Raw genomic sequence first — 24,479 nt, 5'->3', positions numbered from 1 at the left:
GGCTTTCTCTAAACCGCTAATGGAAGGACTATATTTTTTGCCATTGCTGCGGGAACTAATAGCCTCTCTTTGCAAGAATTAATCCGCTGATCCCGCCAATTAAAGCTAATATAATGAGATAGGAAAATCCTATGGAAAAAGAAATGCCTAAAATATAAGTGCCGATCGCAGCAATGATATTTTGCAATCCATTGAGAAGCCCCGCGCCCATCCCAACACTTTTACTCGGAAACATGCGCTGCAGCGAACTCCATATTGTCGGAAGAACAACCCCGTTCATGGCGCTGGAAATTGAGATAAGAAGCATTGCCAAAACGATATTATCAGCATGCGTGCCAAGAAATAATCCCAAACCGGCTATCAAAGTCCCGGCACCCGCAAAAACTGAACGCTTCATCCATTTATCGCTTAAAAAGGCTGTTAAGATAATGCAGATTGTCATAAGGATATAAGGCATCATATACCAAAATCCGGTCATATGTACAGAAATGCGGCGCACTTCCATTAAGTAAGACGGAAGCCAAAAAAGAATACCGTAAAATACCGTCGCCATGCCAACCCAATTGATCAGCAGCAGCCAAAAATCTGTTTTTCTTAAAACTTGCCCGACTCTCACATTTTCCGCCGCTTCCTCAACGCGTCCTGCCTGAATGTAAGATAACTCTTTCTTAGATACAAACGCACTTTCTTCCGGACGGTCCTTGGCAATTAACCAAACGATCGGCACCATCATGATTAAGCCGATAAGAGCCATCACGATAAAAGGTGTCTTCCAAGTGCCGGAACTAAGAATCATCCATGTGACGAGAGGTCCGGTCATGATTGGTCCCATCGTCAATCCGAATTCCCAAAACATATTCGCGCGCGCACGTTCATGAGATGGAAACCAAGCTTTCACCCATTTTGAATTTAACGGCCAATGCATGCCTTCCCCAAGACCTAATAGGACGCGGGACATGATTAATGAAACCGAGCTCCAGATCAGCCCTGTAAATAATGTCATCACCGACCACCAGATCAATGCAAACAATGCTGTTTTTCGTGCACCAAACCGGTCACTGAAATATCCGCCAAATATGTTTGAAATACCATACATGAACAGGAATAGACTATTAGATAACGCAAGGGCGCCTTGTGTCACAACACCTTCCTTAACCATAAACGGTCCGGCAATTGAAATGTTTGTCCTGTCAATGTAGGAAATTAATAATAAAAACCATAGCGCAACAGCAAACCACCAACGGAAATTCGTTTTTTCGCCTTCCAGGCTGCTTTCATATGATAGATTTCGATTCGAAGACACCATATATTAACCGCTCCTCCCCATTGTATCCGCTTTCAAATCAGTATAAAAAAATTAGTCATACAAATTGTTGTTTCTTATGACGCCTTAAACGTTAAGGTTCATTGATTTTCTGATGTAAAACCAGTATAAACAAAGAAATTCGCTTTGTCTATACAATCTTTAGAATATTTGTATTTGTTTTATTTTATAACAACACTTATAATATGTATTACAAATTATTCAACTGGCTTTGCTGCAAACTTTTTCGAAAGAAAGGTGAAATAAAATGTACGACTATATCATTATAGGCGGCGGAATCGTTGGTTTGTCTGTGGGCTACGTCCTAAGCAAGCGCTATCCTCAAGCAAAGATGCTTGTCATTGAAAAAGAACGCATACTCGCGTCTCACCAAACAGGCCGCAACAGCGGCGTTATCCATTCGGGCATTTATTACAAACCAGGCAGTTTAAAAGCCAAGTTTTCAAAAGAAGGCGGCAAAAAGCTTCGAGACTTTTGCGATCAATACGATATTCCTTATGACATTTGCGGAAAAGTGATTGTGGCGGCAGAGAAAAAGGAATTGCCGTTGCTTGAGAACTTGTATGAACGCGGACGCCAGAACGGCCTTAACATCTCAAAGATCGGTCCCGAACAATTAAAGGATATTGAACCGCACGCTTATGGTCTGAAGGCTCTCCATGTTAAATCAACAGGGGTTGTTAATTATAGGCAGGTTGCGGAAAAGTTTGCCCAAATCATTCAGGAACGAGGAGGAACCATTTTATTAAATACAAAAGCAGAGTCCATCAGCGATGATAAAAACGGCATTACCGTTGAATGTCAAAAACGCAAGTACCACGCCCGTTACTTGATTAATTGCTCCGGTCTTCACTCTGATAGAATAGCCGCCGCTCAAGGAATAAAGACAGATATGAAAATCGTTCCCTTCCGAGGGGAATATTACGAATTAAAACCTGAAAAGCAATATTTAGTCAAAAACCTCATCTATCCTGTGCCCAATCCGAATTTTCCGTTTCTCGGTGTTCATTTGACTCGAATGATCGATGGCCGCGTTCATGCAGGCCCCAACGCTGTTCTAGGTTTTAAGCGGGAAGGTTACCGCAAAAAAGATATTAATGTCAAAGATTTCGCTGAAATCATGACATATCCGGCCTTTTGGAAAATTGCCCGGCAGCATTTAGGCGAAGGATTAAAAGAAACGGTTCGTTCTTTTAGCAAAAAAATGTTTGTACGCAATTTGCAGCGGCTGATTCCTGAAATAAAAGAAAGCGACTTAATCTCTGCGGAAAATGGCGTTCGCGCACAAGCATTGACAAGAGACGGGAAGCTCATTGATGACTTTCTTATCATATCAAACAAGCACGCCATCCATATTTTAAACGCCCCTTCACCGGCTGCGACTGCATCTATTTCGATCGGTGAAGAAATTTGCAGCAGGATACTAGCGCCTGGCCAGTCGATGCAATATACGATTTAAAACATATATTGGTGAGGGGAAACATGGAAAAGAAAGAAAAGATCTCTCAAAAAATTTCCCGTGATTTGCTAGAAAAAATTGAATCCGGCCGCTACCCGCCAGGTTCTAAATTGCCTACTGAAATGGCACTCGCCTCTCAATTCGGTGTCAGCCGGGTTTCTATTCGTGAAGCACTGAGCGTCTTGCGTGCCATGGGAATTGTTTCGTCACAACAAGGCGGAGGCAGTTATGTAGAAGAAACAATCCCTTATGCTTTGTTGCAGCGTTACCAAATTAAAGAAAACGATGCAGAAACTTTAAAGCATCTATTCGAGATGCGGAGAATACTTGAACCGGAAGCCGCTTACTTAGCCGCTTTGAGGCGTACACCGGAAGAATTGGAGCGGATAAGAGAAGTCCTGAAGCAGCTGGAAAGCGATCTCGGTTCTGAGGATAAAACAGGTATGGCGTCTGATTTTCAATTTCACCGTTCGCTTATTTATGCCGCGCATAATCCAGTAATGATTCATATGATGGAAAGTCTATCCTCACTTTATAAAGAGGCACTGTCAATCACTCTTAAACAAAATATCGGACTCAAACGCAGAAGACAAATCGTATATCAAGAGCATAAAGCCATTTTTTGCGCCATTGAAAAGAGTGAACCCGAGCTTGCCAAAGTTCAGTGTTCTATCCATTTGAGGAACGTTGAAAAGAAACTCCTTGTGTTATTAAAAGACTAACTTAAGACAGGGGCAGTCTTTCCTGCCCCTTCACTTAAACTTCCCTATTCGCTTTTCAAATCTATTATTATTCGGATAGGCTTTGATGCTGGATCAGAGGCTGATTACATAGATGGATCACTTATTTTTACAAGCTGCTTGCCAAGATTCTTTCCCTCAAACAGCCCGAGAAAAGCCTTAGGCACATTTTCAAATCCTTCTATCATTGTTTCTTTGTATTTAAGTTTGCCTTGAGATAACCATTCAGCAAGATCTTTAATTCCTTTATCAAAATCCTTGCTGTAATCACCAATAATAAAAGCCTTTATCATTGAACGTGTTTTTAACAGATTAGGCTGGATGCGCGGCCCTAAATCTTCATGTTCGGGAATGTTATAAGAAGAGATGGCGCCGCAAAGCGGTACACGGGCAAAATCATTCAGACAATTTAGCACGGCATCAGAAATGCTGCCCCCCACGTTGTCAAAATAGACATCTACGCCATTAGGACAAGCTTCTTCAACAGCTTTTTGCAAGTTATCGGCTGTTCTGTAATTAATCCCCTTATCGAAGCCAAGTTCCTGCAAATGTCTGATTTTTTCATCTGAACCTGCAATGCCGACCACTCTGGCTCCTTTTATTTTTGCAATTTGCCCAACGATTGATCCGACAGCACCTGCTGCTCCTGAGACAACAACCGTTTCCCCCGCTTTCGGCTGACCAATATCAAGCAAGCCAAAATAAGCCGTTAAGCCCGTCATACCCAGAACACTTAAATAAGCCGATAAAGGCACATCCGTATTTTCTATTTTTCGAACGCTTGCTGCGTCAACAGTATTGTAGAGCTGCCAATTTAATAAGCCCTGTACCTTATCTCCAACCTTTAACTTCTCCGAACGCGATTCAACGACTTCACCGACGACGCCTCCAGATATAGGCTCATTTAATGCAAAAGGTTCGACATAAGACTTTCCAGCACTCATCCGCCCGCGCATATACGGATCGACGGATAAATAGAGCGTTTTAATAACGGCTTGACCGTCTTCCGGATGATCTTTAGGGATATCACGGAATGCAAATGTCTCTTTTGTTGGCATTCCCTCTGGACGTCTTGCCAATAGGATTTGTTGATTTTGTTTATTCATTGCTTTATCCCTCTCCAAAAATCATATTATAGTTTTAAAACTATCAAACAATAAATAAAAAAATAAAGGTTTTTTGGTTTATAGTGTAGCCAAAAAACCAGGTAAAAACTCCCGAAAAGTGTCTTCCTTTATTTTTATAAATTTTTGTTGACCGTCGCGGCCGGCTTCGATCAAGCCAGCTTCAGCTAAAATCTTAAGGTGATAAGAAACATTGGACTTGTTCATTCCAATCGCTGATCCGATATCACCGCATGAATTTTTTGTTTGATTTTCATCATGATAGAGATACCGGATAATTTCAATTCGCTTTACCTCTGCTAAGGCTTTAAAGATCTTGACACGATTTTCATCTAAGTTATATTGTTTGATAGTCATATAACTATCTTAGTTCCGGGATTTATCCTTGTCAAGCGTCAAGTCCAAATATAAGCAAGTCCCTATCCTCCTTATTTCTCATTGCTATTCCAAATATTCATTCGCCAGTTCTTGATTAAGGTACCTTGCCATGCCTGTTTTTGCTCGTTTTAATCCAAGATTCCGATAAAAACCTTCATTTCCGGTTGTTGATATTAAATGCACACAAGAAATATGACTGAGCCGGCTAAGAAGAAAAGTCATGATTTTTTTGGCTATCCCTTGATTTTGAAAATCCCGATGGACAACAACATCGTAGATTGCAGCGTTAAAAACACCGTCTGAAACCGCTCGGCCAAATCCAATTATTCTTCCATTTAACGTCGCAAATGCTAAGACATTGCTCGCTTCAAAAATTTGTTTAATGATGTCGTTTGAATGCTTCGTCCAGCCGACAGAACGATAAACTTCTCTTATTTCATCTAGACTGGCCTGCGAAAAGTCACTATGTATTGTGATATCCATCTATTCATCTCCTTCTATTTAACAGCTTTCTATATCTATATCTTCTAGCTATTTTTATCATTGTCCTTTTCCATCGCACATCCTTAAACAGAGATTTTGAATAACTTTCCAAAAATGATTAAAAACAGATAAAGAACTCATACTATTTTATGGATGTCTTTATATGGGATTAACAAATTTTGTTCTAAAGTTTTCAATGCTTGGCACTCTTTTTTTTAATAAACTATGTTAAACTGATAAACGTTGATAATCGGGTACAAAGAAAAGAGGGAAATCATGCAAAGGGATGTAAAAATCAATAAAAATGTTCAAAATGCCCCTTTAACGATACCGAATCAGACTTTCTCAAAGATTTTATCGCAAACCGTTAAATCTGGAATTATTAAATCAAATTTAATTCCAATGTTTGCTGGATTAACATTGGCCTTATATACTTATCGCATCAGCCTGTTTGATAAACTTCCGGAAATCATCTTTGTCTTGATCGGTTCGATTTTGGTGATAGGCGCAGCCGGGGCTTTTAATAACCTTTATGATCGTGATATCGACTCGATTATGAAGAGAACAAAAAACAGACCGACCGTGACCGGTGCAATACATCCGAAGACTGTCTTATGGCTGGGAATTTCAATGGCCGTTCTTGGTCTGGCAGCCCTTACTTTAGCAACGCCTCTAGCTGGGTTATTAGGATTTTTGGGGCTGTTTTTTTATGTGGTTCCTTACACGATGTGGAGTAAGCGCCGAACCATTTATAATACCGAAATAGGGAGCATTTCAGGAGCAATGCCGCCCCTTATGGGTTGGGCAGCTATACATCAAGACATCACGCATCCTGCTATTCTCGGCCTTTTTGTCATTGCTCTCCTTTGGCAAATGCCCCATTTCTATGCGATCGCTATCCGCAGGGAGGACGAATACAGGGCTGCAAAAGTCCCGATGCTTCCAGTCGTAAAAGGTGTGAAACGAACCTATATACAAACGAATATCTATTTAGTTGTTTTAATTGCCGTCAGCTTTCTATTTGGATCATTAAGCATCGGCATCATGTTGGTTTCACTGATTTTAAGTGCTGCATGGCTTATCTTAAGCATTGTCGGCTATAAAAGAATGGATTCTGAAAAATGGGCAAAAGCGATGTTTATTTTTTCGCTTCTTCACAATGCCATCTTATTTTTGACAATCATTATTCATTCACTTATCGGCATTTTCTTTTTCATGTAAAAATAAGGCGTTCTTAAGTGTTTTTCACTTTTGAACGCCCTTTTTTTATTCTTTGATAATCATATATTTGAATATTTAACCCCAAACACATGAAAAAAGGTTTTATATTGTCCAATGAATAAGCAGTCCGCAATGTGCCAGCCCGCCGCCGAAGCCATATAAAAGAATGTTGTCCCCCGCTTTTAGCTTGCCTTCGCGAACGCCTTTATCTAGGGACAAAGGTATTGTAGCTGATGATGTATTGCCGTAATCAACCAGACTATATAATGTTCGGTCCATCGGAAAGCCGCTCTTTTCACATATAGATTCAATCATTCTCAGGTTAGCGCTGTGAGGAACGAACCAGTTAATATGATTTAATGTTACCTCAGCGTTTTCGATCAATTTATTTATGCCTTTAGGAACTGTTGTGACAGCCCATTTATAGACTTCCCGCCCATTTTGAACAACAAAACCGTGATTCTTTATTTTCTTTTCTTCCATACGGTTTGACAAGTTCGAACAATAGAGATGAATGCCCCCGTATTCAGAATCCCTAATTTCGCTTGTACATGGGAGCAGCACTTGGCGTATGAAAGTCTGGGGTGATTGTACATACGATAACCATATCCAAATCATCTATTTTACCGCCTTATACTTTGCCAATTTTTCTAGCAGCAGCTTTTTTACATTCGGCCATTCGCCTTCCAATATACTGTACACAACAGCATCTCTAACATAACCGTCAGGCAGCTGCCGTTCGCTTCGCAACACACCTTCTTTCACGGCGCCGATGCGTTCAATTGCTCGCTGGGCCTTTAGATTACGAAGATCTGTTTTAATTTGTACACGAATCATGCCAAGCTCTTCAAAGGCATATTTCAATAACAAATACTTGCATTCTGTATTTATACTGGTTCTCTGTACTTTCGGATGGTACCATGTATGCCCCAGTTCAACGGTTTTATTTTCTTTTGATATTTGATATAAGCGTGTGCTGCCAACGATTTCTTTGGTCTTTTGATCTTCAACAACAAACGGGAGCTCAACGCCTTGTTTATACTGGCTTAACGTATAGTTAACATATTGATCCATATCTTTTCGGCTATCCATTTTGGATGTTAAATAAGTCCATACTTCCGGGTGCTCTTCAACAATTTTATATAATAGGTCTGCATCTGTTAAAGACATTAATCGCAATGCTGCGGTTTCGTGCACTATTTTCATAACTGGTCTCCTTTTCTTAAAAAGCTCGTTAACTGATAGCCTTCGATTATCTTAGAATTTGCCGCCATTCACTAATTTTGCGAGCTCATCAATGGCATGGACGATTTCTTCGGAAGTGTTATAGAAATGAGGTGCGATTCTGACGGCATTCTTTCTTGCTGAAACAATTATATTTCTTTCTCTTAAAATCCTTTCAATTTCCCCCGCGTTTTCAGCATAAATGGCAGTAAGGCTTGATCTGTATTCATGATCTTTTGGACCAATGATATGTAAACCTTTTTCCCGTCCATAATGCCAGATCAATTGTGCAAGATCATTTAAATATGAATGAATATGATCTATCCCCACACTAAGCAATAAATTTAGAGCTTCATAACCTGCATAAACGCTAATAAAAGAAGGTGTTCCCGTTTCGAAACGGCGGGCCCCTTCAGCAAATTGGGAATGATGAATATTAAATGCCGACGATTTTTGCTGGCCAAGCCATCCGGTCATCCGTGGTTTAAGCTGCTCGGCCAGCTCTTTTCTTATATATAAAAAAGCTGTGCCAGGAATACCCAGCATATACTTCCGTGTTCCAGCCGCTAATATATCAATCTCCATTTCTTTTACATCAATAGGAATATGTCCTGCCGATTGGTAAGCGTCAACAAATAACAGCGAGCCTTTCTGATGAACAATATTTGCAATTTCTCTAATATCCTGCTTAAAACCGTTTTGATAGGACACATGCGGAATACATGTCAGCAATGTGTCGCCGGTTATTTGCTTTTCGTATTGTTCCGGCTGTATGATCCCATTGTTCGAGCAAATGCAAATGATATTATCTTTAAAATCATCTTGCGCATACCATATATGACCCACTGTAGGGAAATCGATATCGGTAAATACAATTTTATTCATATATTTTTGGCAGGGCAATGATGCCGCAACGGCTGAAACAGCATGAGAAACTGAGGTTAATACAGCTATTTCATCCGTTTCTGCACCAATAAGTTCAGCAAATTTCCCCCTTGCTGCTTCAACTTTTCCCATCGCGTCATGCCAATTGTTTCCTTTGGCAATCAGGCTGTTATGATAGTACTCAATCGCTTTTGAAACTGGAGACGCCAATGCTCCTTGAGAACAGCTTGCTAGATGAATATGAGAAGATAAGCTGGGAAATAACGAACGATAACTATAAACTGGATAACTCATTTGCTGTCCTCCTTATTTTCAATGATGATTTCAGTACAAATAAAAATACTTTTTCATATATACATCTCAAAACTCAATTTCAATACTTTAAACACTTTGATCAATTGACAACAAAACATCACTCACTTTTTTTCACTTTATTAAAGACCATACGAGGAGAGCCCCGGCAATAATAAGAATCACTGTATTTAGTATGATTCTTCTGCGGCTCTTAAGCATTACAACGTTATTTTCTGGTATAGAATGAAGGGAATAACTGAGTGATTGATGACTCTTAAATTTTTTTTGTGTTATTAAAGCCCCGGCTATTTCAATAGCTATCCATACAATCAATATCATTAAGAACCATTTACCGTTTGTATTGAGCAGAGTAAATCCGCAAATCATAAGCACAATCGCTATCGCCATAGATAATATCCCCAAAACTTTACTATTCATAAATACCCTCTTTCTTAACGAGATGAGAACAAACATTTAATTCCATCATTATATTCTTTATCCCTCTTGCTTTCTCCTCTTCGTCTTATTAAGAATAGGCAAAAATGATATCAAACTTCCCTTGACCTTCACGTTACGTAAAGGTTTATGATTGATTTATCAAGGAGGAATGATTCATATGGAATACACCATCGGCAAGCTGGCGCAATTAGCAGGTGTAAGTCCGCGGACACTGCGTTACTATGATGAGATTAACCTGCTCAAACCTGCAAAAGTTAACGGCTCAGGATACCGAATATACGGTCAAGAAGAGGTCGACCGGCTGCAGCAAATTCTTTTCTTTAGAGAATTGGACGTTGACCTGGAAACCATTGTTGCCATTATGAATGATCCGAACTTCGATAAAGAGCAAGCGTTGCAGAAACATCACAGCAAGCTTGTGGAAAAAAGAAACCGCCTTGATAAATTGATTGTAACGGTGGAAAAATCCATCGCTAATTTGAAAGGAGAATACCCAATGGAAAACAAAGAAAAATTTGCGGCGTTTAAAGAGAACTTAATCGCTGAGAATGAACGAAAATACGGAGAAGAAATCCGCAATAAATACGGAAATAAAGTAGTTGATGCATCCAACGCAAAACTTCGAGGCATGTCTGAAGATGACTACGCTGCTATGCAAGCTTTAGAAAAAGAGCTTTTTGACCTGATTAAGCAAGCCTGCCCAACCGGCGATCCTTCCTCTTCACTCGCACAAAAAGCGGCGGAAAAGCACAAAGAATGGCTCATGTATTCATGGCCGGAATATTCCGAAGAAGCTCATGCCGGCCTGGCTGAAATGTATGTAGCCGATGAACGCTTTAAAGCTTACTATGATAAGGTTATTGACGGCGGAGCTGAATTTTTGCGGGATGCTATTTTAATTTTTACTGGGAAAAAGGCCATATAACAAAGAAACCGATTCTCTCTGCTCCGGTTCAGAGGGAATCGGTTTTCCAATAAAAGCCCGTTATATCTTACGCCTTTTTATTTGCTTCTATTGTCGAATCGGTCCTTTAATAGCCATCAAGCCACCTCTTAAACCATTCCTCGGAAAATCTTCCATTACCTGTTCCATTGGGATAATAGAAACGATGACCTCATCGGACACTTGATTCTATACATTGGTTTGTCTGAGCCTTTGGTTAACTGACTGCAACATTCGGAACATCGGGGGCAATAAGACCAGTATTGTCACTAACCGCAAAACCTGCACGGCAACAACAAAAGCCGAATTGGCATGAAGCGTTAACGAAGTCGTAGCCATTTCTGCGACTCCTCCCGGCGCAAAAGCTAAAATACACGTAACCAGCGGAATCCCAGTCATACCAGATACACCAATCGAACATAAAAACATGGTCATAACCAATCCTAAGGAACTCAGTAATCCAACCGTTACGATCTGCTTAGCGCCTCTAAACATCTTTCTATTCAGCCGGGAACCGATGCTGGCGCCAATGAGTATCTGAGCAATAACCATTATCCAGTGCGGCCACCACACCGATAAATTTTTGCCAGTTATAGATGAGATAACGGCTTGGACCAATCCTACCCCTAACATCCCCCCTACCAGCCAAGGGGCTGGAAGCTTCAATTGTTTACCGGCATAATATCCTCCAATAGCGGATGCGGCTAATACAATGGTCCATAGCCCGGACGATAAACTTAAATGCACCGTTGTATTGATGCCGGCTCCTCCGTCTGCAGCGTGCTCTAGACCCAAATTCCAATATGATGCAGTCAGAGGAACCGCACCGACAACCATAATAATACGTATGATCTGAACGATACTGACGACAACCGTGCTGGCCCCTACTTCCTCAGCGATGCTTGGCATTGCCGAAATGCCGCCTGGTGTTGTCGCAAAAAGACTCGTTAATAAATCGGTATTCGTATAACGCCACAGAACGAGACCAGCAAGCAATGCAAATAAAATAGACAGAAAAAGCATAAAAATAATCGTTAAAAAGTTATTTTCAAACGTATTTAAAACAGATAACGTCACCTGTTGGCCTAATGTTATTCCTAAAATACATTGACCCGTATGGCGCCAATAAGGCTGGATGCCTTTTTGTTGTTTGATCAATGCCAGTCTTGGTTTTAAAAGAGACAGAAGGCCAGTGACTATTAATGTCCCCAATAGCCAGCCAATTGACAGACCCGTTAAAGAAAGGAGAAATCCTCCTGCACTGCCTAGTAGAATGAGCCAAATGTTTTGAATCATTGGGATGTCTTTAATCAATAAGCTTTGCTCCTTTCGAGTTTATAACTTCACAGCTTCCTTTATGTTTAAACAGACGATAATCGGAAAGCAAAAGTTCACGGAAAACAACTGCTAAATCAGCCAAAAGCAGAAGTATCTATTAACCACCCCATTTCCGAACCGGACTTTCTTCATTTTAAAAGAGGTTTATTAAATAGCTATTAATCAGTTATTAACGTTTTGTAAATATCATTGCCTCATATGGATAGTCCATAAAACAGTGAAAGATATACAAAAACACTTTAGGGATAACGAATAATATTTTAGAATATTATTTCTATTGGGAAATATAAACATCAAAGAGAAAACTGAGTGTTTTCCCGCGCATGATCAACACATATGATTATGATAGGAGGAGACTTATGGGGTGCCAAACTCAAGCGCAAATCAGTACCTATTTTTCACCAGATGATAATACACAAGAGATCTTCTTAGACTTTATACGGAAAACAAAAAATCATTTACGCATTGCGATCTATTCGTTTGATTTAAAGAATTTAACTGATGATTTGATTCAATTGCATCAATCCGGTGTCGATGTAGCATTGATTTGTGATCATTCGCAAGCCCAAGAGAGCTATGAACGCACTGAAATTGACAAACTGCGCGCAGCAAACATCCCTCTTGTCGAAGGCACAAGCCAAAAGCATAAAATCATGCATCATAAATTTGCTGTAAGGGATCAAATAGATGTGGAATCCGGAAGCTGGAACTACACTTACAGCGCCAGCGATGAGTCCAATTACTTCGATATTATTACATCCCCGGAACGGGCAAAGCTGTTTTTGTCAAAGTGGCAGGAAATTTGGGATTGGATCACAAAAAATGAACCGTCCTATTGATTCATCAGGAGCAATCTCATGAAAAGAGTTTTTCTAGATGAGAAAAGCCGTTAAGGGCAGCAGCCCTTAACGGCTATTTCAGCCGATGCATGAATATAAAATCAGCCGAAGGTCATTAATTATCGGCTGATTTTCACGCATTAAATTGTGTTTTTAGTCACATAAGTTTTTACCGACGGCGGTTCATAGTTGTTCAATTGATCAAGCAAACCGCCCGGCTCTGTATCTACGAGCGCCATAGAACGGTATTTTTCATGGAGGAATTGTTCACCTGTCATATGATTGAATAAAGCTGCCAGAGGATCATAATAATGATTAATATTTAAAAGCCCGCAAGGTTTTTGGTGAAGGCCTAATTGAGCCCATGTAAAAATTTCAAAGAATTCCTCTAATGTTCCCGGACCTCCCGGCAAAGCTATAAATCCATCTGCCAACTCTGCCATTTTAGCTTTTCTTTCATGCATAGAATCCACAATGATCATTTCAGATAAACGCTTGTGTGAAATCTCTCTTTTCTCTAGGAAGCTGGGCATAACACCAATGACTTCTCCGCCCTCTTCTAAAACTGAATCGGCAACGGCTCCCATTACGCCCACACTTGCACCGCCATATACAAGCGCAATATTTCGTTTCACAAGTTCTTTTCCAAATGCTTTGGCACCCTCTATGTAGATATCGGAAGCGCCTCGGCTCGAACCGCAAAATACGGTGATTCTTTTCATATCATATCCCCTCCTGGATTCAGCAACTATTTTTGATTATACAAAACTCCCAGTATTTTGTTAAATTTAAATGATTGATAGCCAACTTACTGAATAACAATGATCAGCAGGGACAAAAAATACCGCAGGCGGATTTTTAGCAAATAGTTTTATGGAAAAAATGACTTTTTAAGCAGCCCAAGTCCTGGATAGAGCGGACTCAGACTAAACGGAAATGCATCGCCCTTAAGTTATTATTTTATAGCTTTGCTTCACTATTCCATGATAGTTAAAAATCGATGGTTCCAAATATTTTCATGATGATTAATGATTTCTTGTGCACTTAAAACTGAACTATCCAATGTACTATGTGTATTTTTATACATGAGATTATTTTGGTAACCCAAACTATAGGCAGCCCGAATAGTTGTATCGAGGCAAAATTCGGTCTGTGCCCCGGCAAAAATAAGCTGTTCTATTTCATTGGCTTTTAAATAGTCCAAAAGTTCCGTTTGATAGAATGCATCCCACTTTGTTTTTCTTATTATTTTATCTGAATCAGAGACTAATAAATTTCTATGAAGCTTCCAGTCATCTTTGCCTTCAAAAAACTCGTCTTGTTCATGCTGGTCTGTATGCTGAATAAAAACGACCGGAATATTTTTTTCATGGGCCTGTTTTATTAACTCGTTAATATTAGTTACTAATTGCTCTTTGTTAAATAAAAAGTTCTCTGGTTTATTAAAGAAAATTTCCTGGACATCAATTACTATTAAAGCCTGTTTCATCCAATCTCACATCCTTTGAGTTCTGTTTAAAATAAATGCGTCAATTCATTTTACACTAAAAATTATTTATTTTGTTTCGTTTACAAAAAATAAAGTGAATAACCGCTTTTAAAAATAACCTGATCACTCCAGTGTCGGCCCTTTACCAATTAAAGTACAATGATAATAAGAATAATAATATTATTCAAGCAAGGAGGTTTTGGGGGGAATAAAATGAATCAACTAATCTTCAAAAAATTTAAAGCAACAGATTTTAAGGATTACTTTCGACTGGTATCGAATGAACATGTTATGGCTCAAATTACAGAACGAGCAATTCCATTAGAAGAGGCTCAAGTAAACTATCAAAAATTATTAGAACACAATAAAAAACATGAGTTATATGGCTCATATAAAGTTTTTGATAGTGTAACGGGTGAATTTATTGGGCTTGGACATATAACGTTAAATGAAAATAAAATCGAAGAAGCTGAAATTGGCTATATGATATTACCTGAGTATTGGGGTAAAGGATATGGTAGTACAATTGCAAAACAATTAATTGAATTAGCAAAACAAGCGAATTTGAGCATTCTAAAGGCGGTTATTGGCCCTGAAAATATCCCCTCTAGAAAAATTTTAATAAAGCAAGGTTTTACATCAGAGAAGATTTGTAAAATCGAAGGGTTGCCTGGAGAAATTTTAAGCAGGATTATATAGGAGAAAATGGAAGGATAAGACACTCTAGGTGCTTATTTTATTGGAGACTTCGGTTTTATTTTTATGGCTAATTGACATAAGCCTTCTTTAAATTTAATGTCTTTTTCGTTTAACCCACAGATCCCTTAAGGTACATGCGTTCGTATTGAAAGGGTGAGGGTTGCATAATTTTTGCAGGTCATACCGGTTACTTGTCGTATAAAAGACGCATGGAGTCCCTCAATCCATCTCTTCAGTTTTGTGCCATAACTTATTATTTTGAGATTTGGGGAGGTACTCCTTTTTTAACGTTCTAAACCTTTTGTCTCAAGGGCTGTTATTTATTAATTATATTAACAGGTGGAAAGGCTGCTTGAAGTTGCTTGGCGTATAGCTCCACTTTAAGTGCTTCCAGCTCGCTTGCCTTTTTCTGAATATCAAAATATGCCAAATTTAGTTTTTGCTTGTTTTTATCAGCGGAATGTCCTTTCCAATCGTTCAGCTGTCCAAAAGTTTGTTTCATTTTAGTTTCTGTTTCTTTTAAAACGCTAATCTCCTCATCTATTCTATAAGCAATTAATCGGCATAGATTTTCCGCTTCACCAAATGACTTTGTTATCATCCTTACACCTTCTTACTTATTCCTCATCCGCTTGATCGAATCGAGAAGCTGCATCTTTCAACATTTGTGACTGTTCCTGTATTTTTTCTGTATGAAAATACTGAACACCTTTAACCGTTTGGATAACGCGTTCCGCAAGCTCTGCTAAATTTAATTCTTTAGCGCCTTCCACACTGAATAGTCCTTCCGCAGCCATAACCACAGAACCGGTCGCAGATTCGACCACACCAATCCTTTGTTCAAGTTCGCTTGCAAGTTCTCGTAATCTATCAGGGGTGACTTCGATCGTTTGACCTCCACTAGTATATCTCGGAGAAGCCATCAGTTGTTCACCTGTTTTTTGATCGAAAACTGGATTAGCTAAGTTACCGTCTTTATCAAACTTATAATCTGTATCTAAATAATGATAACCTGGTCCCGCCACTGATTGACCGTACCATTTAATGTTTGTCACTAAGGCAGAAGGGATATCATACTGCGGAATACCTATTTTTGGGGCTTCAGGTTTTCCCTTATAAGGTGAATTAATGTAATATGTTGATCCCACATGTTGTCTAAATTCTTTTATGTATCCACTGCCAATCCAATCTTTCGGATTAACATAGTTCGTTACTTTACCATTGAACTTGCCTTCTTTTACTTCTTTTTGAAGGTCTTCCGGAAGTGTATTAGTTACATCTGGTGCGTTAAAGGTTACACCTTCAAGATCATGATTAGCAGCCGTATATTGGGCTAACGCACCACCTAAAGAATGTCCAGTTACTGAAATTTTAGCAGAAGGATATTTCTTTTTTACATCCTTTACAAGATTATCTGCTTCTGTAAATTGATCATGTTTAGACTCATAGCTGTCGACAGCGGCCATTGCCTTCCCTACGACAGGGGAATAAGAGTGTTCTTTCATTCTTTCTTGCCTTTTCTTTCTCTCATTAAGAGCCATTTCAGCATCTGTCCGAAGATCACCGATGTCACTTGGACTAGTGCCAGCGAAGGCGATGACGACTTGATTGTCATTTTTAAAAACTTTGGCTTGAAAGCCACTTTTTTTGTCTTTTTGTTCCCATTTTTTTGAATTCACTTGTTTCCAAGTAATTTTATCAACCGGAACTTTTGGCGGAATCTTTTTATTATAAGCAAATCCGGAAAACTGACGAAACGTATGATCAGTAATAGCAATTGAACGTTTAGAATTATTATTCCTTTGCATAACTTCCCACCTCCAATTTGTGACCATTTTTCTCCATTTGAACAACAATCTCCTTATTATTTTTTTTGAAATATCCATATAGCATGAGTGTATGCATAGGCGTAAACTCATAATGTGTAAATTCAACATCTGAATGCTCTTTTTCCTTTATATATTTCTCCGCCACTTTTTCCGATTGCGCCACTAATTCTTTTTCATCATGTTTATGTTTCAAATAGACACCTCCAATTAAAATTACGAAAACTAAAATAATAGCAATAATAGAACTAATAATTATCCATACTTTCTTTTTAATCTTCAACCAACACCTTTTTATTGTGATTAAGTTAATTTTACCATTTGTTCCAATAAGGTTAAAACCATTTTTTTGAATTTAAAAATAACATGATGTTTATAGACAAATAAAAAAGCCCGTATCCAAACGGGTGCGGGGGAAAACTCGGTTAAATACACAATTATAAATTCAAAATCTTAGCAATGTTATTCTCGTACATCCCGTCTTTTTGGTAGTATGGTTATTAAAGTTAATGTATTATTTAAATATAGAATCATTGCATATTGGAGTATTTTTTATTCAACAAAATTCTCATAGTTTGTTCAATTAACGGGGCAGGTTAATGGAACAACACCCGAGAAGGAGAATGGACAATTTTTAGTTAAATAGGAGAGTAGCATATGGAAGATAACGCATTTGAAAAGATGGCAAAAAGATATGATACAGAAGAAAGAATTGAATTAGCTAAAGTTATAGTTAAGGAAGTAAAACCAAAGTTACTAAATAGTAAGTCAAAATCGTTAATAGACTATGGGAGTGGCACGGGTCTAATTAGTTTAGAGTTATCAGATTTAGTTGATTCTATTTTGTTAGTAGATTCATCAAAGGAAATGTTAGAGGTTGCGAAAGCTAAGATTTCACACAAGGGAATTACAAACTCAAAAGTGCTTTATTCAGACTTTACTCAAGAAACCCCTAAACTTAAGGCAGACATTATTCTAATGTCATTAGTCCTACTTCATATTCCAGATACTAAAAAGATTTTACAAGTGCTTTTCAACATTTTAAATAATGGCGGCAAGTTAATTATTGTAGATTTTGACAAAAATAATAAAATAAGCCACCCAAAAGTTCATAACGGTTTTTCGCATGCAGAATTGAAAAAATGGTTATATGAAGTTGGCTTTAAATCAACTGAAATTAAGACATTTTATTATGGAAATCGTATTTTTAAGAATCAAGATGCCTCTATGTTTATATCCACTAGTATAAAGTGATTATGCATATTAGGGATTTTACTGTTTTTAATTTTTCTTATTATATTTTTTGTATAACATGTAAAGACGATTTCACAAACCCAAATCCCCTTAAGTGTTTATTTTGTTAGACCTTACGCATTTAGGGGATTTCTTTTATGTAAATAACCCCCCCGCATCCACACAGATACGGGGGAGTTAATCATTATTGGACAGATTGCACTGTTTTTGCGATAGATGAAACTGATGTGCCAAATTTAGCTGCAATGCCTGACAGTGTATCCCCTCTTTTAACAACCATAAATTTTTGTTGTATGCGAAGGCGTTGAAGGCTTCTGCGTATCAGGAAGTACCGGCTTATCAGGTTTCTTTCTTTTCATTAAATCAAAGAAAGAATCATAGATAATATTTGCATCAACATCGCCGCAAACGCCATCAACTTTTGCTTTGAAGTTATATTGCCACATGACAACGTTTCCTTTCTCTAATTTACCTTGTTTACCATTTTGTTCATAATTGTTAAAAACGCATCTTCATATATCGACTTAAATCAAAATATTTTAAAATAAGGAATAGATACCGTTCTGTTGGCGGCGCTTGGCGCTTATAGGAATATGAACTTGCCAGCGTCTTCCAATAAGGCAAGGTACACATGGAAAGGACGACGCATTGGTTCTAAACTATTGAAGGAGAGAAATAAATGAAAAAATCAAATACACCAACTATCGAAACAGATCGATTCATATTAAGAAAGTTCTCCGATAATGATTTGCAAGATATGTATGAAATCTATCACGATGAAGAAGTCAATAAATATCTTCCGTGGTTCCCGTTTCAGTCCATTGAAGAAACCAAAGAATATCTATATAACAATATATACAAGGAATATGAGCAAGAGATAGCTTACCGCTATGCGATCGAAGAAAAAGCAAGCCATAAAGTCATTGGCTATATCGGTGTTTCTGGAATCAATAAAGAAAAAGGAAGCGCTGAATTAGGTTATGGGCTTATAAAAAGCCGCTGGGGGAAAGGCATTGCGACGGAAGCCGGCAAGGCGCTGCTAGAACGATTGAAACAAAATGGATTTTAGTTCATCATAGCTACCCATGATGTAAACAACGTTGGAAGCGGCAGAGTTTTGGAAAAATTGGGAATGAACTACCGATATTCCTATGATGAACTTTGGCAGCCCAAAAATATTCCTGTGACTTTTAGTTTTTATCGAATTGATTTTTAAGTTTGTTATGGGCAAATGCTTTAACGTTGGCAATTTAATATTGAGATTTTTGCTCTAAGAAGTTTGCATAATCATCAGGAAAGGAAAAGACTCTATCCGTTTATTAGAACATTTCTCCCCTATATGTTCCGTAATATATTCTATTTTTTGTGTTTAATTTCTAAATATTCGAAAATCATATTCCGCTTTTAATGATCATGTTGTAAAATATGAACAAAGATCTTTTTTAGGAGTGGTTTTAAAGATTATGTCAAGAACAACGGCAGTTAGAATAGATGAGTACAGTATCCTGTTTTATGAATTTGAAAGAAAACTGGGACGGACTTTAAATAAGAAAGAAAGAGATTTTGTGCAGTGGCTGGTTAACAAAGTGAAGACTAAAAAAGAAAACGTCATTCACTAACATCCTATATCGGTAAAATGACCGGATATAGGTTTTTTATTGTGCTTGACACTTCATTTTTTTTATTCCAAATGAATGAATCCTCACGTCAATCAACCCATCTTGGACAAGCATCAATTTGGACTTATTTTGTTTATTTTCCCTTTATTTCACACATATTATCAAAGAATGGGTGAAGCCGGCTGACATCTCGTTTTGCCATATTATAAATACGGAATGATTTATTGATGTTTACGAAGGGATGAAGATAAATGAAATGCCCAAATTGTGACTATTCTAATCCGCAAGGGACGAAGCTTTGCTTAACGTGTGGACAGGAATTGTTGAATGGCAACACACCAGAGCAGGATCCTAACAGCCTGTTTTATGAATTTGCACAAATTGTTGATGAGATTCCGAGCGACTTTCGTTCGGTTAAACCTAAATTTCGAAATATCTTTTCGCGCGTGTTCCGAAAACATAGCGAGGTCGAGGCTGAACGGCTTTTTATTGTCGGCACTTCGCTAACAACGCCTGCTATCGATGAAGTAGAGGGGACATGGCCAAAACCATGGCTTTTTGCGAGGATTTTCCTTATTGCGCTTTTCGCTTATTTGGGACTATATATGGGCGTGAATTTTTTCGGAAATATAAACTTTATACCCGGTCTTATTATTGTCGGTTCTTTTGGTGTGCCGATAACGACTCTGGTTTTTTTCTGGGAAATGAACGCTCCTCAGAATATTGCCATTTATAAAATTGTCTATGTCGTCCTTGTCGGGGGTATCCTTGCTCTTTTAGTGGCGCTGGTCTTTTATGATTTACTTAGAAACAACATTAATCCCATTACGATCGGAATCGTTGAGGAGCTGGCCAAAGTTGTCGTTGTTATCTTTTTTGTCCGTGACCTTAAATATAAATATATACTTAATGGACTGTTGCTTGGAGCCGCAGTCGGGGCTGGTTTCGGGGCTTTTGAAACTGCTGGTTATGCATTACGGTCACTCCTCTCCGGCAGCTTCCCTATGCTTTACAATACCATATTGTGGCGAAGTATATTTTCCCCGGGAGGACATGTTGCGTGGGCGGCCTTGACAGGAGCTGCCATGTGCAGGGTCCAAGGCGATTCGAAATTTCAGTTAAATATGCTGATGAAACCGAAATTCATGTTTATATTTATTCTAGTCGTGGCAATGCACGCTCTTTGGGATTCACCTATGCCAGGCATTTATCCATTCGGACAAATTACTCTGACAGTTATATCCTGGATTTTTGTTTTCTGGATGATCCGCATCGGCCTAAATGAAATCAATGAAAAGAAAAGAAGCCTCGCCTTTACATATTATAAGTAAAGGACGGGAACAAACTGCCAAATTAGTTTAAACCAAATAAACAAAGCAGCAGCTAAATGAAGCTAAAGCCATTTAGCTGCTGCTACTTTTACGCGGCTTCCTTTGATAACAGCATGAATCTCATTTAGGTAAAAGGTCAAATACCCTCAGTTTGGAATCAATGGAAATTCACAAATTTCAAATTATTTTCTGGAGATATTCACATTAATCGGCCATTACTGCTTCTATAAGGAAAATCTATCTTCAAAAAAGAGGAATTTTTTGTTATATATATTAACGTAATGTTTTATGTATAGGGGGAGTTAAATTGAGCGGCAAAAAATCAGAAAAGAAAGAGTCAGAGTTAAAAATTTTAGAGAAGAAGATAAAGCTGGCGCATCCGGAAGCCAAGTGGGCAGTAAACACAAAAATCAACAACAGCACGAGAAGCCTTGCTGCAATAACAGACGAAGGCATTATTATTTATGCGCTTAACGATGGCTGTCTAGAAGAAAAAGAACGCTATATATGGCCAGAAAAAAGCAAAGCAAAAGTTGATTTTTTATTTATTCGAACGATTTTCTACTTTGGTTCTGACCGAATTGAATTTGATAGCAACGGTCAAGAGATTAAAAAGTTTTTGGAAGAACAAAAAAGCATTGAATTTGAAAAAGTAGAAAGAAAATGGTACCAAAAGATCATTGGTTTCAGAAGCCAAACACCATGGAAAACCCTTTTGGCTTCTATCGTCTATCTTTCACTTTTAATAGCACTGATAGACGTCTTAACACCAGGCGATCTTTCAAGTACGTACTTCGGCATCGCAACATTAATTTCTTTAATCCTGTTTATCATTGGTCTCATTAACCCATATAAAATCAAACATAAAAAACGATTTTCAGCGGGTCTCATTTATGGCGGATTATGCTTATGGTGTTTTATGATGATCAGTGTTGCTTCCGGTGACACAGATACCCATTCCGATCATTCTAAAACTGAAACAGCAGCGACGCATGTTGAGAAGCACTCATCTCATAAATTCAATGATAATCATTCTAAAGACAATAATTCTGATAATAATCATTCAATTAAAAAAGCTTCAACCGATTCCGTACATAAACCTAAAAAGTCTAGCGTTCCAAAAGACCTTATCCCAGCGGTTGTATCCAAAAATGTTGATGGCGATACCATTCATGTGACGATAAACGGCAAAGATGAAGAAATAAGAATGCTGTTGATTGATACGCCTGAAGATGTTCATCCAAGTAAGCCGGTCGAGCCTTACAGCAGAGAAGCGGCAGCGTATGCAGAAGAAAAACTGCCCGTAGGAAAACATATCTATATCAAAGAAGGTATTGAAAAAAGAGATAAGTATAATAGACTTCTAGCTTATGTGTTTATTACGCCAAACGATATGTATAATGAAGACGTTGTGCGCCAGGGGCTTGCTCGTGTTGGCTATGTATATAATGACACAACTTATCTATCCAAATTAGATGATGCGCAAGATGAAGCAAAAGCTCATAAATTAAATATATGGAGCATACCCAATTATGTTGATGAAAAGAATGACAGATACAACTTGAAAATCGCATGCAAATGGGCATCTGAACATGGGGAATCAACGCGCGGATGTCCGGCGCAAGATAATGATTCGAGTCATCGAGACAATCATGTGACACATCATTCAATATCAGCGAAACCATCACATTCGAGTACAAATATCCAATCTGATGGAGCTGACACTCATAACTATTCAAATCATTCGTCTGATTCATCTGGATCTGACCATCAACCCGGCTGCGACATTAAAGGTTCCCGAAATCACATCTACCACCTTCCAGGGGATGAATATTATGATAGAACAACTCATGTTGTCAGATGGTTTTGTTCTGAAGCTGAAGCGCGGCAAGCCGGCTGGCGGGCATCCAAGAGGTAAATATACTATAAAAGGCGCATTTGCGCCTTTTATCATAGATGCATCCCAATTCTTCCTTAACCTGCTGTTCTTCTTCATATTCAACAAGGGGAATATATCGATTGGCGTTTCCCATGAGAATGGCATTTTTCAGTCCAAGTTTCTAAATGACTTCTTAGTTTTATTAATGCCGCTTTTTATATTTGAAATTTTTCAGAACTAAAGAAAGCATATCAATTAGGATATTTAAGCATTTATGATTTGCTTGATTTGCTCAACGGTTAGATGACTGTTATAACGTTCAGAGATTTTTCTCCATTCACTCAGCATTCTTCTATATCTGTTAAGGGTCGGAAAATGTGTGTTATAGTCGGCAAGTTTTTGCTCCTCGAATCTATTCATATTTTCAATTATAAACCTTGCATACGTCATATGTTCGGTTTCTTCGTTCCCATCAAAACCTTTAAATTTTATATCATCTTTGCTTTCCAAGTTATTGTAAGAGTGTATTATGGAACGATGCATTTGCAAAATATCCCAAACTTCATCACATACTTCACGGGGTACATCATCAAGCAAGAATTCAACAAGCTCATCGTAATTATATGTATAACCATGTTCTAATATTTCTTTATAATATGAATACGGAGCATCCTTAGCGTTCAGTTGTTCAAGAATAGAAAATTGATTAAATAGAATTAGTCTTTCAACTTTTGATAGTTCCATTTTATTCTCCCCTATTTATAAAAATTTTCTCCATATCTCATTTTTTGATCATATCTTTCCATCTCAAGGATAATAAGCCCCATTCTCACCCCCTGTATTATTTATCGGAAGAGAGAGCAAATAATTACACACTCATCGTTCGAAAAATTAAGATAATGATCATCAAGCCATTGCAATAGTTACCAATGCAGCTTAATATTATCTTTGTATTTTTTTCCATCTTTGTCCAAAAAGTAAATAATAGCGTTTAACTTGGTTTTTCCTTTATCGAGTAATGCTGATTTAATTTGATAAAAATCGAGAAAATGTATATACCCCTTACCCGGGTTAAGCCATTGGTTCACAATATGGCTGCCGTCGGCAAAAGCCAATGTTTCTTTTCCCAATTGAATCGTACATTCTTTTAAATATATTGGCTTTGAACTTTTATTAACAATGCCTAAAGAAACCTTCTTTGGTTCATCTGAGACACCATTAATGGTTTCAGCTGTAAAGACAAGGCTTGAAAACACTTTAACTTTAGACTTTTTTCTTCTTTTTTCTAAATACAATACGATCATCAACAAGATTAATAATACAGTTAAAATTAACCAGTACATTTTTTATCCCCCATACCCATTATCGGCATAGAAAAGCATATATTTATGTTGTTATTATTATTTTATTGAATTATTCAAAAATAAAGCAAATATTTTAATGATGAATTTTATGCGGAAACGTTACAGATCGAGACATTCATTTACAAAATAAGGCACTGTTTAACTTATTGATGACATTATCTTTAATCAAAATCAATCTGGTGACAGACGGTGAGGGCGTTAAAAAAATCAAAATTGCAAGTATATCAGGGAAAACACTATGTCTTAAAAGGTATGGCTTTAATTAATTGAGGCATTCATGAAGACTGGAAGGAAGAGCTTTTCTAAG

The 24,479-nt window shown here is 38.0% G+C and carries 28 protein-coding genes and 1 pseudogene; 11 read left to right on the top strand and 18 right to left on the bottom strand.

Annotated features, from left to right (window positions below):
* Positions 1-55: 55 nt before the first annotated feature.
* Positions 56-1,306, bottom strand: coding sequence for an MFS transporter (locus JOD45_RS01410; RefSeq protein WP_205002055.1), 1,251 nt, complete (start codon positions 1,304-1,306; stop codon positions 56-58).
* A 265-nt stretch (positions 1,307-1,571) separates the two neighbouring features.
* Between JOD45_RS01410 and lhgO the strand changes: the two genes are divergently transcribed.
* Complete coding sequence (gene lhgO, locus JOD45_RS01405) at positions 1,572-2,783, top strand: L-2-hydroxyglutarate oxidase (RefSeq protein ID WP_205002054.1); 1,212 nt, start codon at positions 1,572-1,574, stop codon at positions 2,781-2,783.
* A gap of 23 nt (positions 2,784-2,806) precedes the next feature.
* Positions 2,807-3,505 (top strand): FadR/GntR family transcriptional regulator, encoded by a 699-nt coding sequence (locus JOD45_RS01400; RefSeq protein WP_205002053.1) that lies wholly within the window; start codon positions 2,807-2,809, stop codon positions 3,503-3,505.
* A gap of 104 nt (positions 3,506-3,609) precedes the next feature.
* Here the strand turns inward: JOD45_RS01400 and JOD45_RS01395 are convergent, their stop codons facing one another.
* The 3 genes from JOD45_RS01395 to JOD45_RS01385 all read right to left on the bottom strand — a co-directional run bounded on the left by JOD45_RS01395 (position 3,610) and on the right by JOD45_RS01385 (position 5,508).
* The gene (locus JOD45_RS01395; protein ID WP_205002052.1) at positions 3,610-4,629 is read right to left on the bottom strand and encodes an NADP-dependent oxidoreductase; all 1,020 of its coding nucleotides are present in this window, start codon (positions 4,627-4,629) and stop codon (positions 3,610-3,612) included.
* Between the two features lie 78 nt (positions 4,630-4,707).
* The gene (locus JOD45_RS01390; RefSeq protein ID WP_205002051.1) at positions 4,708-5,004 is read right to left on the bottom strand and encodes an ArsR/SmtB family transcription factor; all 297 of its coding nucleotides are present in this window, start codon (positions 5,002-5,004) and stop codon (positions 4,708-4,710) included.
* 84 nt (positions 5,005-5,088) lie between these two features.
* A complete protein-coding gene (locus JOD45_RS01385; RefSeq protein WP_205002050.1) occupies positions 5,089-5,508 on the bottom strand; it encodes a GNAT family N-acetyltransferase in 420 nt (139 codons plus the stop codon).
* Between the two features lie 276 nt (positions 5,509-5,784).
* On the opposite strand from JOD45_RS01385, the gene cyoE reads away from it, so the two are divergent.
* Positions 5,785-6,729: a heme o synthase gene (cyoE, locus tag JOD45_RS01380; protein ID WP_205002049.1), complete on the top strand. Its 945-nt coding sequence runs from the start codon at positions 5,785-5,787 to the stop codon at positions 6,727-6,729.
* Between the two features lie 102 nt (positions 6,730-6,831).
* Here cyoE and JOD45_RS01375 read toward each other — a convergent pair.
* The 4 genes and pseudogenes from JOD45_RS01375 to JOD45_RS01360 all read right to left on the bottom strand — a co-directional run.
* Positions 6,832-7,251: pseudogene (locus JOD45_RS01375) on the bottom strand (3-oxoacyl-[acyl-carrier-protein] synthase III C-terminal domain-containing protein); the annotation flags it as partial.
* 96 nt (positions 7,252-7,347) lie between these two features.
* On the bottom strand, positions 7,348-7,935 hold the full coding sequence (locus tag JOD45_RS01370; protein WP_205002047.1) for a GNAT family N-acetyltransferase: 588 nt from the start codon (positions 7,933-7,935) through the stop codon (positions 7,348-7,350).
* A gap of 51 nt (positions 7,936-7,986) precedes the next feature.
* A complete protein-coding gene (locus JOD45_RS01365; RefSeq protein WP_205002046.1) occupies positions 7,987-9,132 on the bottom strand; it encodes an aminotransferase class V-fold PLP-dependent enzyme in 1,146 nt (381 codons plus the stop codon).
* Positions 9,133-9,264: 132 nt separating this feature from the next.
* On the bottom strand, positions 9,265-9,570 hold the full coding sequence (locus JOD45_RS01360) for a hypothetical protein (protein ID WP_205002045.1): 306 nt from the start codon (positions 9,568-9,570) through the stop codon (positions 9,265-9,267).
* 178 nt (positions 9,571-9,748) lie between these two features.
* Here JOD45_RS01360 and JOD45_RS01355 point away from each other — a divergent pair, with 178 nt between their 5' ends.
* Positions 9,749-10,516, top strand: a complete 768-nt coding sequence (locus JOD45_RS01355) for a MerR family transcriptional regulator (protein ID WP_205002044.1) — start codon at positions 9,749-9,751, stop codon at positions 10,514-10,516.
* A 207-nt stretch (positions 10,517-10,723) separates the two neighbouring features.
* Here the strand turns inward: JOD45_RS01355 and JOD45_RS01350 are convergent, their stop codons facing one another.
* Positions 10,724-11,848: an AbrB family transcriptional regulator gene (locus JOD45_RS01350; protein ID WP_239548986.1), complete on the bottom strand. Its 1,125-nt coding sequence runs from the start codon at positions 11,846-11,848 to the stop codon at positions 10,724-10,726.
* Between the two features lie 383 nt (positions 11,849-12,231).
* Here JOD45_RS01350 and JOD45_RS01345 point away from each other — a divergent pair, with 383 nt between their 5' ends.
* Positions 12,232-12,711 (top strand): phospholipase D-like domain-containing protein, encoded by a 480-nt coding sequence (locus JOD45_RS01345; protein WP_205002043.1) that lies wholly within the window; start codon positions 12,232-12,234, stop codon positions 12,709-12,711.
* Positions 12,712-12,851: 140 nt separating this feature from the next.
* Here JOD45_RS01345 and JOD45_RS01340 read toward each other — a convergent pair whose 3' ends face one another.
* Both JOD45_RS01340 and JOD45_RS01335 read right to left on the bottom strand, forming a co-directional pair.
* Positions 12,852-13,433, bottom strand: coding sequence for an LOG family protein (locus JOD45_RS01340; RefSeq protein ID WP_205002042.1), 582 nt, complete (start codon positions 13,431-13,433; stop codon positions 12,852-12,854).
* A gap of 254 nt (positions 13,434-13,687) precedes the next feature.
* Complete coding sequence (locus tag JOD45_RS01335) at positions 13,688-14,200, bottom strand: cysteine hydrolase family protein (protein WP_205002041.1); 513 nt, start codon at positions 14,198-14,200, stop codon at positions 13,688-13,690.
* Between the two features lie 213 nt (positions 14,201-14,413).
* Between JOD45_RS01335 and JOD45_RS01330 the strand changes: the two genes are divergently transcribed.
* Positions 14,414-14,899, top strand: a complete 486-nt coding sequence (locus JOD45_RS01330; RefSeq protein ID WP_205002040.1) for a GNAT family N-acetyltransferase — start codon at positions 14,414-14,416, stop codon at positions 14,897-14,899.
* A 316-nt stretch (positions 14,900-15,215) separates the two neighbouring features.
* Here JOD45_RS01330 and JOD45_RS01325 read toward each other — a convergent pair whose 3' ends face one another.
* Genes JOD45_RS01325 through JOD45_RS01315 form a run of 3 tightly spaced genes read right to left on the bottom strand, consistent with a single transcriptional unit; the run spans position 15,216 to position 17,008 of the window.
* Positions 15,216-15,500 carry a hypothetical protein gene (locus tag JOD45_RS01325; protein WP_205002039.1) on the bottom strand — a complete coding sequence of 95 codons (285 nt, stop codon included), beginning with the start codon at positions 15,498-15,500 and terminating at the stop codon, positions 15,216-15,218.
* Between the two features lie 16 nt (positions 15,501-15,516).
* On the bottom strand, positions 15,517-16,707 hold the full coding sequence (locus tag JOD45_RS01320) for a Tle-like phospholipase domain-containing protein (protein WP_205002038.1): 1,191 nt from the start codon (positions 16,705-16,707) through the stop codon (positions 15,517-15,519).
* Positions 16,694-17,008, bottom strand: coding sequence for a hypothetical protein (locus JOD45_RS01315; RefSeq protein WP_205002037.1), 315 nt, complete (start codon positions 17,006-17,008; stop codon positions 16,694-16,696). The genes JOD45_RS01320 and JOD45_RS01315 overlap by 14 nt, the downstream gene beginning before the upstream one ends.
* Before the next feature lie 374 nt (positions 17,009-17,382).
* Here JOD45_RS01315 and JOD45_RS01310 point away from each other — a divergent pair, with 374 nt between their 5' ends.
* Positions 17,383-17,979 carry a class I SAM-dependent methyltransferase gene (locus JOD45_RS01310; RefSeq protein ID WP_205002036.1) on the top strand — a complete coding sequence of 199 codons (597 nt, stop codon included), beginning with the start codon at positions 17,383-17,385 and terminating at the stop codon, positions 17,977-17,979.
* 184 nt (positions 17,980-18,163) lie between these two features.
* On the opposite strand, the gene JOD45_RS01305 is transcribed toward JOD45_RS01310, so the two are convergent.
* Together JOD45_RS01305 and JOD45_RS01300 are read right to left on the bottom strand one after the other, a co-directional pair.
* Entirely contained in the window at positions 18,164-18,259 is a 96-nt protein-coding gene (locus tag JOD45_RS01305; protein WP_205002035.1) for a LysM peptidoglycan-binding domain-containing protein, read from the bottom strand.
* The gene (locus JOD45_RS01300) at positions 18,249-18,425 is read right to left on the bottom strand and encodes a hypothetical protein (RefSeq protein WP_205002034.1); all 177 of its coding nucleotides are present in this window, start codon (positions 18,423-18,425) and stop codon (positions 18,249-18,251) included. Before JOD45_RS01300 ends, JOD45_RS01305 begins: the two co-directional genes overlap by 11 nt.
* Positions 18,426-18,658: 233 nt before the next feature.
* Between JOD45_RS01300 and JOD45_RS01295 the strand changes: the two genes are divergently transcribed.
* The 4 genes from JOD45_RS01295 to JOD45_RS01280 all read left to right on the top strand — a co-directional run bounded on the left by JOD45_RS01295 (position 18,659) and on the right by JOD45_RS01280 (position 22,847).
* Positions 18,659-19,048, top strand: a complete 390-nt coding sequence (locus tag JOD45_RS01295; RefSeq protein WP_205002033.1) for a GNAT family N-acetyltransferase — start codon at positions 18,659-18,661, stop codon at positions 19,046-19,048.
* A 394-nt stretch (positions 19,049-19,442) separates the two neighbouring features.
* Positions 19,443-19,598 carry a hypothetical protein gene (locus tag JOD45_RS01290; RefSeq protein WP_205002032.1) on the top strand — a complete coding sequence of 52 codons (156 nt, stop codon included), beginning with the start codon at positions 19,443-19,445 and terminating at the stop codon, positions 19,596-19,598.
* 251 nt (positions 19,599-19,849) lie between these two features.
* Positions 19,850-20,929: a PrsW family glutamic-type intramembrane protease gene (locus JOD45_RS01285; RefSeq protein WP_205002031.1), complete on the top strand. Its 1,080-nt coding sequence runs from the start codon at positions 19,850-19,852 to the stop codon at positions 20,927-20,929.
* A gap of 307 nt (positions 20,930-21,236) precedes the next feature.
* Entirely contained in the window at positions 21,237-22,847 is a 1,611-nt protein-coding gene (locus tag JOD45_RS01280; protein ID WP_205002030.1) for a thermonuclease family protein, read from the top strand.
* A 225-nt stretch (positions 22,848-23,072) separates the two neighbouring features.
* Here JOD45_RS01280 and JOD45_RS01275 read toward each other — a convergent pair whose 3' ends face one another.
* Entirely contained in the window at positions 23,073-23,552 is a 480-nt protein-coding gene (locus JOD45_RS01275; protein ID WP_205002029.1) for a YfbU family protein, read from the bottom strand.
* A 179-nt stretch (positions 23,553-23,731) separates the two neighbouring features.
* Positions 23,732-24,151: a hypothetical protein gene (locus tag JOD45_RS01270; protein ID WP_205002028.1), complete on the bottom strand. Its 420-nt coding sequence runs from the start codon at positions 24,149-24,151 to the stop codon at positions 23,732-23,734.
* Positions 24,152-24,479 lie beyond the last annotated feature (328 nt).

Origin of the sequence: Scopulibacillus daqui, assembly GCF_016908855.1 — a bacterium.
GTDB classification, from domain to species: domain Bacteria; phylum Bacillota; class Bacilli; order Bacillales; family Sporolactobacillaceae; genus Scopulibacillus_A; species Scopulibacillus_A daqui.
This window is presented reverse-complemented; position numbering and strand designations above follow the sequence as displayed.